11 protein-coding genes are annotated in these 14,288 nt (G+C 70.4%); 2 read left to right on the top strand and 9 right to left on the bottom strand.

The annotated features are described in order from the left end of the window. Window positions 1-91: 91 nt before the first annotated feature. Window positions 92-253 (bottom strand): hypothetical protein, encoded by a 162-nt coding sequence (locus ACWC24_RS01690; protein ID WP_450660815.1) that lies wholly within the window; start codon window positions 251-253, stop codon window positions 92-94. Between the two features lie 148 nt (window positions 254-401). Between ACWC24_RS01690 and ACWC24_RS01685 the strand changes: the two genes are divergently transcribed. Next, window positions 402-1,529, top strand: coding sequence for a M48 family metallopeptidase (locus ACWC24_RS01685; protein ID WP_450661039.1), 1,128 nt, complete (start codon window positions 402-404; stop codon window positions 1,527-1,529). A gap of 87 nt (window positions 1,530-1,616) precedes the next feature. Here ACWC24_RS01685 and ACWC24_RS01680 read toward each other — a convergent pair whose 3' ends face one another. From ACWC24_RS01680 to proB, 5 genes are all read right to left on the bottom strand, one after another. Next, the gene (locus ACWC24_RS01680; protein ID WP_450660814.1) at window positions 1,617-2,687 is read right to left on the bottom strand and encodes an SCO2583 family membrane protein; all 1,071 of its coding nucleotides are present in this window, start codon (window positions 2,685-2,687) and stop codon (window positions 1,617-1,619) included. A gap of 88 nt (window positions 2,688-2,775) precedes the next feature. Continuing rightward, entirely contained in the window at window positions 2,776-3,360 is a 585-nt protein-coding gene (locus ACWC24_RS01675; RefSeq protein WP_450660813.1) for an SCO2584 family spore wall biosynthesis protein, read from the bottom strand. Between the two features lie 180 nt (window positions 3,361-3,540). Further along, complete coding sequence (locus ACWC24_RS01670; RefSeq protein WP_450660812.1) at window positions 3,541-4,827, bottom strand: glutamate-5-semialdehyde dehydrogenase; 1,287 nt, start codon at window positions 4,825-4,827, stop codon at window positions 3,541-3,543. Window positions 4,828-4,950: 123 nt separating this feature from the next. Beyond that, window positions 4,951-5,436 carry a hypothetical protein gene (locus ACWC24_RS01665; protein ID WP_450661038.1) on the bottom strand — a complete coding sequence of 162 codons (486 nt, stop codon included), beginning with the start codon at window positions 5,434-5,436 and terminating at the stop codon, window positions 4,951-4,953. Between the two features lie 137 nt (window positions 5,437-5,573). Continuing rightward, window positions 5,574-6,680 carry a glutamate 5-kinase gene (gene proB, locus ACWC24_RS01660; protein ID WP_450661037.1) on the bottom strand — a complete coding sequence of 369 codons (1,107 nt, stop codon included), beginning with the start codon at window positions 6,678-6,680 and terminating at the stop codon, window positions 5,574-5,576. A gap of 233 nt (window positions 6,681-6,913) precedes the next feature. On the opposite strand from proB, the gene ACWC24_RS01655 reads away from it, so the two are divergent. Then, window positions 6,914-8,305 carry a polysaccharide pyruvyl transferase family protein gene (locus ACWC24_RS01655; protein WP_450660811.1) on the top strand — a complete coding sequence of 464 codons (1,392 nt, stop codon included), beginning with the start codon at window positions 6,914-6,916 and terminating at the stop codon, window positions 8,303-8,305. Between the two features lie 66 nt (window positions 8,306-8,371). Here the strand turns inward: ACWC24_RS01655 and ACWC24_RS01650 are convergent, their stop codons facing one another. From ACWC24_RS01650 to ACWC24_RS01640, 3 genes are all read right to left on the bottom strand, one after another. After that, window positions 8,372-9,592 carry a glycosyltransferase family 2 protein gene (locus ACWC24_RS01650; RefSeq protein ID WP_450660810.1) on the bottom strand — a complete coding sequence of 407 codons (1,221 nt, stop codon included), beginning with the start codon at window positions 9,590-9,592 and terminating at the stop codon, window positions 8,372-8,374. 223 nt (window positions 9,593-9,815) lie between these two features. Continuing rightward, window positions 9,816-11,924, bottom strand: a complete 2,109-nt coding sequence (locus ACWC24_RS01645) for a hypothetical protein (RefSeq protein WP_450660809.1) — start codon at window positions 11,922-11,924, stop codon at window positions 9,816-9,818. A gap of 173 nt (window positions 11,925-12,097) precedes the next feature. Continuing rightward, on the bottom strand, window positions 12,098-13,597 hold the full coding sequence (locus ACWC24_RS01640) for a D-ribitol-5-phosphate cytidylyltransferase (RefSeq protein ID WP_450660808.1): 1,500 nt from the start codon (window positions 13,595-13,597) through the stop codon (window positions 12,098-12,100). Between the last annotated feature and the right edge of the window lie 691 nt (window positions 13,598-14,288).

Genomic DNA, 14,288 nt, shown 5'->3' with positions numbered 1-14,288 from the left:
GGAAGGGCGGGATAAAGACGTCGGCCCATCGTATGCGGGCGCCTCGGCGGCGATCACGCCGACTCCGCCGTTGGGGAACCTTCGAAGACCCTCAGTCGTCCTTCCGCTTGTAGCCCCGCAACAGGAACCACCCGGTCAGTACACAACCGACGACCATCACGATCAGGACGATCCGGAGCAGATTGCCCGTCCCTTGCTGCTCGGCCGCGCTCGCGGCCTCGGTCAGCCAGGCGGCTGCGGGGGTGTGCTCCATGGCGTTGGACTCCTTCGCTGTACTGCCCGTACACGGTAACTCCGCCTAGGCTGGGCTCAGCCTCGGGGGCAGGCAGGAACGACCGCGCACGGCGGCGCCGCACGGCGCGCACCGCCCGCACGGCACTCAGACGTACATGGGGGAAGACATGTCCGACGACGGCCGCCCGCACAACGGGCACGAGCGCGCGCCGAGCCGGCAGCGCAGGCGCTTCCAGGGGATCTCCTCCCGGGCGTACGAGCACCCGGCCGACCGTTCCGCCCTGGTGGCGCTGCGCAAGCTCAGCGGTTTCGACACGGTCTTCAAGGCGCTCAGCGGGCTGCTGCCCGAGCGCAGCCTGAGACTGCTGTTCCTGTCCGACTCGGTGCGGGTGTCGGACCAGCAGTTCACCCACCTCAACGACATGCTGCGGGACGCCTGTTACATCCTGGACCTGGAGAAGGTCCCGCCGATGTACGTCACTCAGGATCCGCAGCCGAACGCGATGTGCATCGGCCTGGACGAGCCGATCATCGTCGTCACCACGGGCCTGGTCGAGCTGCTCGACGAGGAGGAGATGCGGGCGGTCGTCGGCCACGAGGTGGGCCACGCGCTGTCCGGCCACTCCGTGTACCGCACGATCCTGCTGTTCCTGACCGGCCTGGCGCTGAAGGTCGCCTGGATACCGCTGGGCAACCTCGCGATCATGGGGATAGTGACCGCGCTGCGGGAGTGGTTCCGCAAGTCGGAGCTGTCAGCCGACCGGGCGGGTCTGCTGGTGGGCCAGGACCTCCAGGCCTCGATGCGCGGTCTGATGAAGATCGCGGGCGGCAATCATCTGCACGAGATGAACGTGGACGCGTTCCTTCAGCAGGCCGAGGAGTACGACGCGGCCGGCGACCTGCGCGACTCCGTGCTGAAGATCCTCAATGTGCTGCCCCGTACCCACCCCTTCGCCGCGGTGCGCGCGGGCGAGCTGAAGAAGTGGGCGGCGTCCCGCGACTACCAGCGGATCATGGACGGTCACTACCCTCGGCGCGACGACGACAAGGACACCTCGGTCACGGACTCGTTCCGGGAGTCCGCCGCCAGCTATGCCGGCCATGTCAAAAGCTCCAAGGACCCGCTGATGAAGCTGGTCACGGACATCGCGGGCGGGGCGGGCGATCTGGGCGGCCGGGTACGGCGCGGCTTCGGCGGGTTCGCCGGCCCGCCGCCGCCGAAGGACCGCCCGTCGTCGGACGGGCCGGACCCGCAGGACGGCCCGTCGGACACCCCACCGCACGACAAGGACTGAGCGGGCCCGGACGGACGGGGACCGGGAGGACGGGGTCGGGAGCGCGGCCGCGCGGTCCTGCTGCCCCTGGCTCCAGGGCCTGTCGGCTCACACATTCGGCTGGGCGCTCGGGGCCAGTGCTCCGCACAATGCCGTCGCGTCGCCCGTGGCGTACGGGTCGGTGCCCGCCGGGCCGCCGCTCCTGGCGGTCTGGCCGAAGAGCAGGGGGTGCAGGCGGTTCGCGGAGTCGTCGGCGCAGGACAGCGGGCCGGCCTGGGCGACGGAGACGACGAGCTGGGCCTGGCGCAGGCGCAGGTCGTCGTGGTCGAACCGGAAGCGCAGCTCGCGCCGGACGGTGAACAAGGAGACCTCGGCCTTCGCTCCGGCGCCGGTCGGCCGCAGGGCGTACACGAAGGTGTGGTCGGCGGTGACCTCGAGGGTCGACGCGTCGCTCTCGGCGAACGCCAGCGTGCCCTGCACCCGGATGCTGGGGTCGGCCAGCTCCACCTGGGCGGGATCGAAGCGGATCAGCCAGCCGGTGGGCGCGTGCCGGCCGTCGGCGCTCGGGTGGTCGAAGCTCTGGTCGAACTGGTCGAGTTGGTCCGGGTCGAGCAGCACGCGCACGGGCCGGACCTGCTGTCCGGTGAGCACCTCGGGGTAGAGGGCGGAGCGGACTATGTAGTCCTTGGCCGTGGTCAGGGCGGTCACGACCTGGCCCTCGGAGAAGTGCGCGGTGGCCCGGGAGGCGGGCAGCGGTACGCCCTCGGCGCCCAGGCGGAACTGCGCCGCGGGGCTGTGCGCGTACAGGTACTCCGCATCGGCCGTGCCGGGCACCTTGCCCGACGGGGAGAGCGGGATCATGGTCATCCGCAGCGGTTCGGCCGGCTGGAGAGCCCCGGGGGTCTGGTAGGGGTTGCGTACGCCCATGTAGATCGCGGTGCCGAAGGCGACCGCTATCAGCAGGACCAGGATCAGCGCCTGCCGGGACAGACCCCGGCGCAGGGGCGGGCGGCGGCGCACGGCGGGCGTGTGGTCGGTCATGCGCTCCTGCGCGGAGTACTCCTGGATGCGGGCAGCGCGGACGAACGACTCGTCGAAGACGACGGATCGGTATTCTTCCTCGCCACTTCCGGGAGCGCCCTCGGGTGTCCCCTCAGGTGGGTCTCCAGGTCCGCCCATACATTCAGGGTAGGTCGCGCGGAGCCCCGGTAAACGCCCGGCTGTACGACAAGTTCTGACAGGTTCTCACCAGGATCGCCGAGCGGGTTCAGGGAGTGCGCGGGAGTGCCGGGACCGCCGGCCGGGCGTGGTCGGTGGAGGCGGAGGGGGTGGCCGCTCCGCCCTGTTCGAGACCTGTCGAAGCGGGTGGCGGGATCTGGTCGCGGTCGCCGGACGAGGCGCCGCGGTAGACCGCGGTGAAAGCCAGCGCGACCATGCCGATCCCCATCACGAGGGCGAGCATCCAGGCGACGGGGCGATGCCAGCGGACCTGCCTGCCGTACCCCCACAGAGGGCCGTAGCGGCGTTCGGGGGAATCGGGGTCGTCGGGGTCGGTCAGATCGTCGAGGTCCGGATCATGGCCGAGATCGTCGGGCCCCTCGGGGCCGTACCCGTCGTCGTAGCGTTCGCCTCTGGCGTGGGCGCGGCGGGCCTCGGCCTCGGAGGCCTCCGCTCTCGCCTGGGCGGCGGCCAGGAGGCGTTCCACGGCGGTCGGCTCGTGCACCTCGGCCGCCTGCACGAAGGCCTCGTCGAAGACCACGGAGGCGAACTCTTCGTCCGACACCCCGCGGTCGTGGTCGTCGTCGGGCTCCCAGCCGTCAGGGAACGGCGTGCCCCCCACGTCCTCCGGCACGGATCCAGAGTAGACCTGGGGGGTCATTTTGGGCAGACGGTATGGAAATTCATCCGCCTGCCGAGACGGCTCCGCCGTGGCGGCGGGACCGGCCCGGCGGACCAGCGGCCACACGCGCCCCACCGGTGGCTCCTGCCTCATGGGGAGCCGCCGGCCGCCGGGAACGCACGGAGGCTCGTCTCAGCGCCGGATGTGGCCGTCCCCGGTGACGATGTACTTGGTGCTGGTGAGCTCCGGCAGGCCCATCGGGCCGCGGGCGTGCAGCTTCTGCGTGGAGATGCCGATCTCCGCGCCGAAGCCGAACTGGCCGCCGTCCGTGAAGCGCGTGGAGGCGTTCACGGCGACGGTGGTGGAGTCGACCAACCGGGTGAAGCGGCGGGCGGCCTGCTGCGAGGTGGTGACGATGGCCTCGGTGTGCCCGGAGGTCCACAGCCGGATGTGCTCGACGGCCCGGTCGAGGGAGTCGACGACGGCGGCGGCGATGTCGTACGAGAGGTACTCGGTCTCCCAGTCCTCCGGTGTGGCCTCCACGACGGTCGCCTTGGAGTCCTTGGCGTAGGCCAGGACCCGTTCGTCGGCGTGGACGGTGACGCCGGCCTCGGCGAGGGCGTCCAGCGCGCGGGGCAGGAACTCGGCGGCGATGTCCTGGTGGACCAGGAGGGTCTCGGCGGCGTTGCAGACGCTGACGCGCTGCGCCTTGGAGTTGATCAGGATGTCGACCGCCATGTCCAGGTCGGCGTGGGCGTCGACGTAGACGTGGCAGTTACCGGTGCCGGTCTCGATGACCGGGACGGTGGACTCGGCGACGACGGTGCGGATCAGGGAGGCGCCGCCGCGCGGGATGAGGACGTCGACCAGGCCGCGGGCTCGCATCAGTTCCCGGACGCTCTCGCGGCTCTCGCCGGGGACGAGCTGCACCGCGTCGGCGGGCAGCCCGGCGCCGCCGACGGCGTCCCGCAGGACGCGCACGAGGGCGGTGTTCGACTCGTAGGCGGAGGCCGAACCGCGCAGCAGCACGGCGTTGCCGGACTTCAGGCAGAGGGCGGCGGCGTCGACGGTGACGTTCGGGCGGGCCTCGTAGATGATCCCGACGACGCCGAGCGGTACGCGGACCTGGCGCAGGTCGATGCCGTTGGGGAGGGTGGAGCCGCGGACGACCTCGCCGACCGGGTCGGGCAGGGCCACGACGTCGCGCACGTCGGAGGCGATGGCCCGCACCCGCTCCGGGGTGAGCGTGAGCCGGTCGATGATCGCCTCGCTGGTGCCGGCCGCGCGGGCCTTGGCGATGTCCTTGGCGTTGGCCTCGACGATTTCACTCGTACGGACCTCCAGCGCGTCCGCCACGGCGAGCAGCGCGTCGTCCTTCACGGACCGCGGCAACGGCGCGAGGTCGGCGGCGGCGGCCTTGGCCCGGTAGGCGGCCTGGGTGACCGGTGACATGGAGTCGTACGGTGAAAGCGTGGTCATGAGGGAAGGGTAGTGCGCGCGGCGGGGCCGTCCAGGGCTCATCCCAAACCCCGAGACAGCACCCGAAGGGCCCGAAAGGCCCCTGTCCTGGCAGGACCCGGCAGGGTTGCGCGCCGGCCGGGGTCAGTAGGGATGCACGCCGACCGGGGTGGCCGGTGGAGGGCCGTAGCCCTCGGCGACGCGCTGGTGGTAGGTCTCCCGGTCGATGACCTCCAGGCCGACGATCTCCCAGGGCGGCAGGCCCGCGGTCTGGCGGTGCTCGCCCCACAGCCGCAGGGCGACGGCGGCGGCGTCGTGCAGGTCGCGGGCCTCTTCCCAGTAGCGGATCTCCGCGTGGTCCTGCGCGTACCGGCTGGTCAGCAGGAAGGGGTGGTCGTGCGCCAGCTGTTCCAGGGCCCGCCGGACCTCGTTGATCGGGGACGCGGCGCCGGAGAGACTGAGGGTGATGTGCCACAGCCGGGGCAGCTCCGCGGGCTTCTCGCCCTCGTACCGGTCGCCGGCCGCGACGCTGGTCAGGGCGCGCTCCTCACCGGGGGCGCGGGAGGAGGCACCGCGGGTGGCACGAGCGCCTTCGGCGCCGCCGCGGGACGCTCCCGCCCCAGGGCGCACTCGTCTCACTACGGCCTCCTTCGCGCCAGCGCAGTGCTCCTGCGGATTGTTCCCTGAGTCAAAGTTGAGCAGGCCGGGAGGCTTCGCGTGGCGGTTTCACGGAACGTCCCCCACCGGGAGCGCCCGTTCGACCCGGTTTACGGGTGCAGGATCACCAGGTCGTCCCTGTGTACGATCTCGCGTTCGTACGCGGGGCCCAGTTCGCGCGCCAGCTCGTGGGTGGAGCGGCCGATCAGCCGGGGGATCTCCTTGGCGTCGAAGCTGACCAGTCCGCGGGCCACCGCGCGCCCTGTGCCGTCGCGCAGCTCGACGGGGTCTCCGGCGCTGAACTCGCCCTCGACGGCGGCGATCCCGGCCGGCAGCAGCGACTTGCGCCGTTCGACGACGGCGCGCACGGCCCCGTCGTCCAGGGTCAGGGAGCCCTGCGGGGTGGAGGCGTGCTGGAGCCACAGCAGCCGGTCGGCGGAGCGTTTGCCCGCCGGGTGGAAGTAGGTGCCGGTGTCCCCGCCCGCGAGGGCCTCGGCGGCGTGGACGGTGCTGGTGAGGACCACGGGAATGCCGGCGGCCGCGGCGATCCGGGCCGCCTCGACCTTGGTGACCATGCCACCGGTGCCGACGCCGGCCTTGCCCGCGCTGCCGATCTCGACGCCCGCCAGGTCGGCGGGGCCGCGCACCTCCGCTATCCGCGAGGTGCCGGGCCTGCCCGGGTCGCCGTCGTACACGCCGTCGATGTCGGACAGCAGCACGAGCAGGTCGGCGTGGACGAGGTGGGCGACGAGGGCGGCGAGGCGGTCGTTGTCGCCGAAGCGGATCTCGTCGGTGGCGACGGTGTCGTTCTCGTTGACGACGGGGAGGGCGCCCATGGCGAGGAGCTTGTCGAGGGTGCGGGAGGCGTTGCGGTGGTGGGCGCGGCGGCTCATGTCGTCGGCGGTCAGCAGGACTTGGCCGACGCGGACGCCGTAGCGGGCGAGGGAGGCGGTGTAGCGGGCCATGAGCAGGCCCTGGCCGACGCTCGCGGCGGCCTGCTGGCGGGCCAGGTCCCTGGGGCGGCGGCGCAGGCCCAGCGGGGCCAGGCCGGCGGCGATGGCGCCGGAGGAGACGAGGACGATCTCCCGCTCTCCCCCGCTGCGGCTCTTGGCGAGGACGTCCACGAGCGCGTCGACCCGGTCGGCGTCCAGTCCGCCGGCGGCGGTGGTCAGTGACGAGGAACCCACTTTGACGACGATCCTGCGGGCCTCGCCCACGGCCTGCCTTGCCCCTGCCACCTTGCTCGACGTCCCCTCGCGTAGGTCTGGCGCTCCGCCCGGCAATCTACGCGAAGCGGGTGGGGCGGCGCGCATCGGTCCAGCCCCCGGACAGGCCCTGCGTAATCATTTGCTCACGCATTGCGTACGGCAAAAAAGTTGCCCCGGTTGCCTATGGAAATTAAAGGCGATCTAAATTTAATGTGAACGGTGTGCCATCTACAGTTCACTCCGTGAAGCGTATTCTCCTCAGATCAGGGAAGAGCCCCTTCGACGTCCTCTCCGTGGAGGAAGCTCTCCACCGTGACGTCATCGCCACCAACTCCGGCAACCTGATCTTCAGCGACGCCACGCACAAGATCCTCGAGACCCCCGGTGCCGAGGTGGTCTCGAACGGCATGAAGAGCGACGTCGCGGCGGCCTCACGGATCAACGACGAGTACGACGTGTTCGTCGTGCCGCTCGCCAACGCCTTCCGGCCGTCCTTCGATCTCCCGTTGCAGCGGCTGACCCGGCTGATCGGCAAGCTGAAGATCCCGGTCGTCGTCGTGGGGGTCGGCGCGCAGACCGGTGTGACGTACGACCCGTCGCGGCTGAAGGCCATGGAGCCCACCGTCCGCGCCTTCTGTTCCGCGGTCCTGGACCACAGCGCGTCCATCGGCGTGCGCGGCGAGTTCACCGAGAAGTACCTCAACGACATGGGCTTCCGGGACGTCGAGGTGATCGGCTGCCCGTCGATGTTCATGCACGGCGACCGGCTCCCCGTCGAGAAGCGGGTGGCGGCGCTGACCGCGGACTCCCGGGTGGCGGTGAACGGCTCGCACACCGCGATGCGCGGCGGCGGCCTGTCGAAGATCGTCGACCGGGCCCACGAGCGGTACCCGAACCTGCTGTACATAGGCCAGAACCTCACGGACGCCAAGCAGCTGCACTGGCGGGACGTGAACTCCCCGGCCGGCCGGATCACCGAGATGCCGACCCACCCCGACCACCCGATGTACCGGGAGGACAAGGCCCGGGTCTACGTCGACCCGGTCACCTGGATCGACGACCTGCGGGGCTTCGACTACTCTTTCGGATCGCGAATCCACGGAAACATCGCGGCACTGCTGGCGGGTACGCCCGCGACCGTGCTGGCCTTCGACTCGCGCACGCTGGAGCTGTGCCGCTACTTCGAGATCCCGCACCGGCTGCTGAGCGAGGCGCCCGCGGAACTCGACCCGGCCGAGCTGTACGAGGAGGCGGACTTCGGCCCGCTGACCGGCAATCACAAGCAGCGCTTCGACCGTTTCACCTCGTTCCTGGACAAGAACGGCCTGGAGAACACCTTCACGCACGGCGACGGCGGCGCGGCCTTCGAGAAGAAGCTGCGGTCGCTGTCGTTCCCGGCGGGTGTGCGCCCGTGGAACGACGCCGACCTGGCCTCCCTGACCAGCCGGTTCGGGTGGTTGCAGCAGCGGATCACCGAACTGGACGGCCACAACACGCAGTTGAAGCGGGAGCTGGCCAAGACGCGGTCCGGCGCGAAGGCCGCCGCCAAGGCTGCGCTTCCCGCGCCCTCGATCTACCGGCGGGCGCGGCGGGCGGTCGGACGTCCGCTGCGGCAGGCGCTGAAGTCGAAGTAGCCCCGCAGAGCCGGGAGAAGGCGGCGGCGCGTCGCACGCGTCGCCACTCTCCTTCCGGACGGCCGTTCACCCCGCCGTGGCGCTTCGCGGAGCCGTTCGTATCCGGGAGATCCGGCGCCTCACCTTGCGGGCCGCCCGGCGCAGGAACGACTCCGCCGGACTCTTGCGCCAGCCGGGGTAGTCCTTGGCCTCGCGGGGTTCGGCGAGGTAGACGCTGTCGGGCACACCGGCCGCCTTGGAGCGGAAGTGCGGGTAGGCGAGGTAGAGCCGGGTGTTGCCCTTCTTCAGGACGGGGGCGGGCTCCTGCTTCTCCTTGATGAACCGGATGACGTCCATGAGGAGGTCCGGGCGCTGCCGGGCCACCAGGTGCAGCCGCAGCCGCTCGTGGACCCGGAGCCGTTGGGCGACGCCCTCGTTCCAGTGGGCGTCCATCAGGGGCCGGGCCAGTTCCATCTTGGTGCGCCGGGTCTCCTCGTCGTTCCTGAGGAAGACCGGCCCGAACTGCGGCAGCAGGGTGACCAGGAAGGGGCGGACCATCAGCACGTCCCGCTCGGCGCCGGGCGGGAGCATCCGGGCGAGCAGTTCCATCAGCGCGCGCGCCGAGTCGAAGCGGAGCTTGTAGCTCCCGCTCTTGGTCACATGCTTGCCGTCCTCACGGCCGACCAGGTAGTAGCAGGTGTGGTCGGCGACCACGGAGACGCCGTCGGCGCGCAGGTACGCCTCCATCGTGAACAGCGCGTCCTCGCCGGTCCACAGGGACTCGTCGAAGCGCATCCCGTGGCGTTCCAGCAGGGCGCGGCGGAACAGCTTCTGCGCGCTGAGCGTGAACTTGATGTTGGAGGAGTAGACGTCGGTCCGCTTCAGCGTCTTGCCGAACATCGACTTGGGCGCGTTGCGGTTGACGCCCTCCACCTTGCCGAGCACGACGTCCGTGCCGTTCTCGTCGGCCATGGCGACCATGCGCTCCAGGGCCTCGGGGCCGAGCCGGTCGTCGGCGTCGAGGAAGAAGACGTAGCGTCCGGTGGCCTTGCCCAGACCGACGTTGCGCGGGCCGCTGGGACCGCCGGAGTTCTCCTGGCGGATCACCGTGACCGTCATGGGGGCGCGGGCGGCGAACTCCTCCAGGTACTCGCCGGTGCCGTCGGCGGAGCCGTCGTCGACCGCGATGACCTCGACGCGTGCCGCGTCGAGGGTCTGCGCCTCGACCGACGCCAGGCACTCGACCAGGTACGGCATGGCCTCGTACGCCCCGATGATCACGCTCACATCAGGCTGCGCCACGGACACGTTTCCCCCTCGTCACGAGAACTTCCCCTCGAATCAGCCGAACGGCTACTTGGTAGACGGGCGGTTTCGGCAAGCGGTTGTCTCGCTCCGTCGCGTCTGTGATCCACTTCACAGAACTGCCGTCGAGGAATCAGGTTATACCGGGACGGTAAGAGCGTCGGTAAAAAACGGCGCGGCCCCCGGAGACTCTCCGGGGGCCGCGCCGTTCCTGGTGCGGGGGCGGTCAGCCGGCCGCCGCCACGCCGTCCGTCTCGCCGGCCGTCGCGACCCGCTGTGCGGGTACGGTCCTCGCCTGCACCGCCTGGTCGAGTGCCGCGTGCGAGCGCTGACCGGCGTTGCGGGCCTCGGCCTTCAGCGCGAGGTCGGCCACCGCGGTGTTGAACTGCTCGATGGACGTCGGCTCGTCCGGTCCGAGCAGGTACCGCTTGAGCTCGCCCCGCTCCGCGGCCAGCGGGTCCGCGGCCGGGTCGCGCACGGCGTCCAGCAGCTCGCCGAGCCGGTCCGCGTCGTTGGAGAGGATCACCGCGGCGCGTACCGCGGTGTTCTGCCGCTTGAACTCCTCCGCGCCCAGACCTGCGGAGTCCGTCACCGCGTACGGCTTGCCGCTGGCGATGAAGTCGGAGACCACGCTGGAGATGTCGGAGACCATCGCGTCGGAGACGTTGAAGCAGTCGTACAGGCGCGGCTCGGCGCCCGTGACGACCCGGTGCTCGGCCGTGCCGAAGGAGCGCCAGTAGGCGTCGTTCCACTCGGCGTGCAGCCGGGCGACCTCCTCGTGCTTCCTGAGGTCGACCAGGCCGTCGCGGGCGGCCTCCGCCGCGTCGCCCCGCTCGCTGCCGGGCCCGGTCAGCTCGGCGAGCCTGGCGGTGATGCGGGCCAGCTCGGCCTTCGCCGCGGCCTGGGCGGCCGCGTCGCCCGCGAACCGCGGGTCGGCGGCACGGTCGGCGGCCGCCTTCTGGACCAGCGCGGTGATGCGCCGGTGCGCGGCGCCGGCCTTGGCGCTGCGGGTTCCGGTGAAGGGGTGCGGCTTGTACAGGACGCGGACCGGGGGGTCGGCCGCGACGAGCTTCTTCACGATGTTCTCGCCGGCCAGCAGGATGGAGGTGTTGCCGGGGTTGTCGTCCCAGCCCTCCCAGGTCGGCGCGTACAGGACGGTCGGGATGCGGCCGTCGGCCGGCGCGCCCTCGGCGGTGCGGATCGGGGCCAGCTGCGGGCGCCCGACCTCGACGATGTCCTCGTCGCGGACACCGACGTCGGCGATGGCGTAGCGGTCGCGGCCCGCGCGGCCCGCGGTCCACACCTCGTCGTAGACCTTGCTGAACGGGTTCACGCTGGCGAGCTTGTCGCTGTCGCCGTGTCCGATGAAGACGTGCTTCATGGTGGGGACGCGCAGCATGTGGATGTTCTTGCCGACGTTCGCCGCGTAGAGCGTGACGCGTACGGTCGACAGGTCCAGGTTCATCAGGTGCACCCCTCCGGGCACGCAGATGACGGGGACCGTGGTGGGCAGCAGCTTCTCCATGACGGCGTGCTCACGCAGGAGGATCAGCGGCCGGGTGTCCAGCTGCTCCATCGTCTCCAGCCACATGTTGACCTGGTAGGCGGAGTCCTTGGAGCCGGAGAAGTACAGCACCGTCTCCGGGCGGTACTCGCGCAGCCAGGCGCTGACCGCGCCCAGCACCTTGTCGGCCTTCGGCGGGATCCGCCTGCCGCGCAGGTGGGGCAGGAGCGCGAGGACGTAGAGCGCGCCCAGGACCAGCGTGACGCCCATGCCGACGGCGCCGGGCAGGGTCCGGCCGGTGGCCGCGGAGACCAGCAGACCGGCGACGGCCACGATGTCGAGGTGGAACATCTTCTCGGCGGAGCGGCTCAGCAGGCGGCGCGGCGGCGCGTCCGGGATGCGGATGCGGGAGGCCAGGTCGACGTTGCGGGTGTCGACCGGCATCCGGCGGCGGTTGTCGATCAGGGTGGCCAGCACGCCCTGCGGGGCCTGGAGCCCGTAGAAGGCGATGAAGCAGCCGATGGCGCCGTAGAAGACCAGGTCTTCCCCGAGGTCCAGGCGGGCGAGCAGCAGGACCAGGAGCAGCTCGCGGATCAGGAAGCGGGTCGACAGACCGGCCCGTACCTTGCTCAGGCGGTTGACCAGGTAGCTGTCCTTGCGGTGCAGATAGTGGTCCGCCAGGTAGGTCACCGCGGCCGTGGCCGCGAAGGCGGGGACGCTCGGGACGAGCGCGGCCAGCATGAGGCAGGGGAAGCCCAGCATCATGAGGGCCGCCGCGGCCAGCTCGGCCACGCTGCCCACCCGGGCGACGCGAATAGCTGTGGATATCACGGAGGAACCTGCTCTGGGAGGGGTGCTGGTTGTCTGGGCGAAATCAAAGTCCGGAATATGCCGGAAAATCACCTTGTGAAGTCTTTGTAGTCCTTAAGGACTCAGGCCTCTGCGAATGCCGGGTGAACTGGCAATCACAGAGGCCTGAATGTCTGAAGGCTAATTGCCGCTGATTATGCCACGCCGTCCTGGCGGTCCAGGACACTGGCCAGCGCCTGCTCGAAGCCGGAGGCCTTGCCGGCCGGTGCCGTCGGGTCCTGCTGGCGGACGTCGATCACGTGTCCGGTCAGCTCGGAGAGCAGCACGTCGAGCGAGGTGCGGGCCACCGCTTCGGAGGAGAGCAGGCTGCCCGCGGGCTCCTGTCCGAAGGCCTTGGTGCGCATCGGGGTGGCGGTGCGCTCCGGGTTGACGCAGTTGACGCGGATGCTGTCGCCGGCCCACTCGTCGGCCAGGGCCTGGGTGAGGTTCACCATGGCGGCCTTGGTGGAGGAGTACAGGCTGTACTCGGCGCGGCCGCGGGTGTAGCTGCTGGAGGTGTACAGCAGCAACTGGCCCTTGGTCTCGGCGAGGTACTTGTACGCGGAGCGGGCGATCTGCACCGGCGCCAGGTAGTTGACCTTCAGCGCCTCCTCGATGGTGGCGTTGTCGGTCTCGGCCAGCTTGCCGATGCGCAGCACGCCGGCGGTGTTGACGACGTAGTCGATGCGCCCGGTCTCGGCGTACGCCTTGGACAGCGCGTCGTCGACCTCCTCCGGGTTCTCCACGTGGGTGCCGGTGGTGGAACGGCCCAGCGCGTACACGTGCGCGCCGTAGGACTCGGCGAGTTCCGCGATGTCCTTGCCGATGCCGTAGGAGCCGCCGAAGATGACGACCGTGCGGCCGGTGAGGAGCTCGCGGTAGGCGGCCTCGCCCTTCTGCTCCGGGGCGGCGGTGGAGCCGAGCTGGAACAGCTTGTCGGCGATGAAGACGTCGACCGGCTGGGTCACCTTCATGTTGTACTCGTCACCCGCGACCACGTGGATCGGCACGTCGGGCAGGTACCTGAGCACGACGGAGCAGTCGTCGGTGGCCTGGAAGTTGGGGTCGCCGGACGCGATCTCGTAGGCCCGGCGGATGGTGGACAGCTTGAAGGCCTGCGGCGTCTGGCCGCGGCGCAGCCGGGAGCGGTCCGGGATCTCGGTGATGAACTCGCCGTCCTCGCCGTGCGTGCGCGTGACGATGATGGTGTCCGCGGACGGGATGGCGACGTCGACGGCCTGGTAGCGCTCCAGCGCCGCCACGCAGTCGTCGATGACGCGCTGCGACAGCAACGGCCGCACGGCGTCGTGGAAGAGGACGTTGGCGTCCTCGCCCTCGGCCAGGCCCTCGCCGAGGGCGGCGATGGCCCGCTCGGTGGTCTCGTTCCGCGTCGCGCCGCCCTCGATGATCCTGGAGACCTTCTTGAGACCGGCCTTGGCGACGATCTTCTCCACGTCCGGCACGTAGCCGGGCGCCATCAGCACGATGACGTCGTCGATGGAGTCGGCTTCCTCGAAGGTGGTCAGGGTGTGCTCGATGACTGCCTTGCCGGCGATCTTCAGCAGCTGCTTGGGGATCGACAGACCCACCCGCTGGCCGGTGCCACCGGCCAGGATCACTGCGGTGGTACGGGGCTTGGCTATGTGCTGGAACACAGGTGACCTACCTTGGGGCGACAGGGAACTTCGAAAGGGTCCCACTTCTGGTTACCGCTGTGCAAGGTGAGTGACCTCCAACGCATATGTGCGCGCAACCTGTCATTCATCTCGCACCGATGGTGATAGCCAAGTCACGGCAAGACCTTCCACGCTTCCTCACGGACATTTGCTGTGAGTAACTCCACAGGGAGTCGAACCTGCCCGAGAACGGCGGCGGCGAGGCCCCGGCGTCACCGCGGCCGCTCGGGGCGACGGTGTCCTGGTACCCGCACGAGCACCATCCACGACACCTGGTGCGCGGGTGCCGTCCGAGCTGCGGAAGCGCACTTCACGGGCGCGCCGACCGGCGGACACCCGTCACCGCGGATCACCGGTCACACGAACCCCTGCGGCCCGTCGCGCCCCGCCGTTCCCGCGTCGGTCCGCACGTCCCGCGATGCCGGGCCGCACATGTTCTTCATATGCGTGACGGCGCTGTTGCGGACAAGTCTCGAATACGGTTCACCGGGCAGCCGAAGGCCGCTGAATTCCTTATCGGGATTGTGCGGCATCCCGGTCCCCGACGGCCGCGCCGGCGTTCACCGGGATGCCGTCTCTCGTACAGTCCGTCTCCATGCGGTGCGTCTCCATGGTCAACGGACGGTAGGGGAAGTTCCTGAGTTCATGCTGAGAGGAGCCTGGGACTCGG

It is taken from the genome of Streptomyces sp. NPDC001443 (assembly GCF_053597355.1).
Note: the sequence above shows the minus strand (reverse complement) of the source record. Positions and strands in the feature narration are given on the sequence as shown.

Bases quoted from the DNA above. Each gene is read 5' to 3' on its own strand.
- ACWC24_RS01690 (WP_450660815.1), bottom strand. From the start codon at position 253: ATGGAGCACACCCCCGCAGCCGCCTGGCTGACCGAGGCCGCGAGCGCG.
- ACWC24_RS01680 (WP_450660814.1), bottom strand. From the start codon at position 2,687: ATGGGCGGACCTGGAGACCCACCTGAGGGGACACCCGAGGGCGCTCCC.
- ACWC24_RS01670 (WP_450660812.1), bottom strand. From the start codon at position 4,827: ATGACCACGCTTTCACCGTACGACTCCATGTCACCGGTCACCCAGGCC.
- ACWC24_RS01685 (WP_450661039.1), top strand. From the start codon at position 402: ATGTCCGACGACGGCCGCCCGCACAACGGGCACGAGCGCGCGCCGAGC.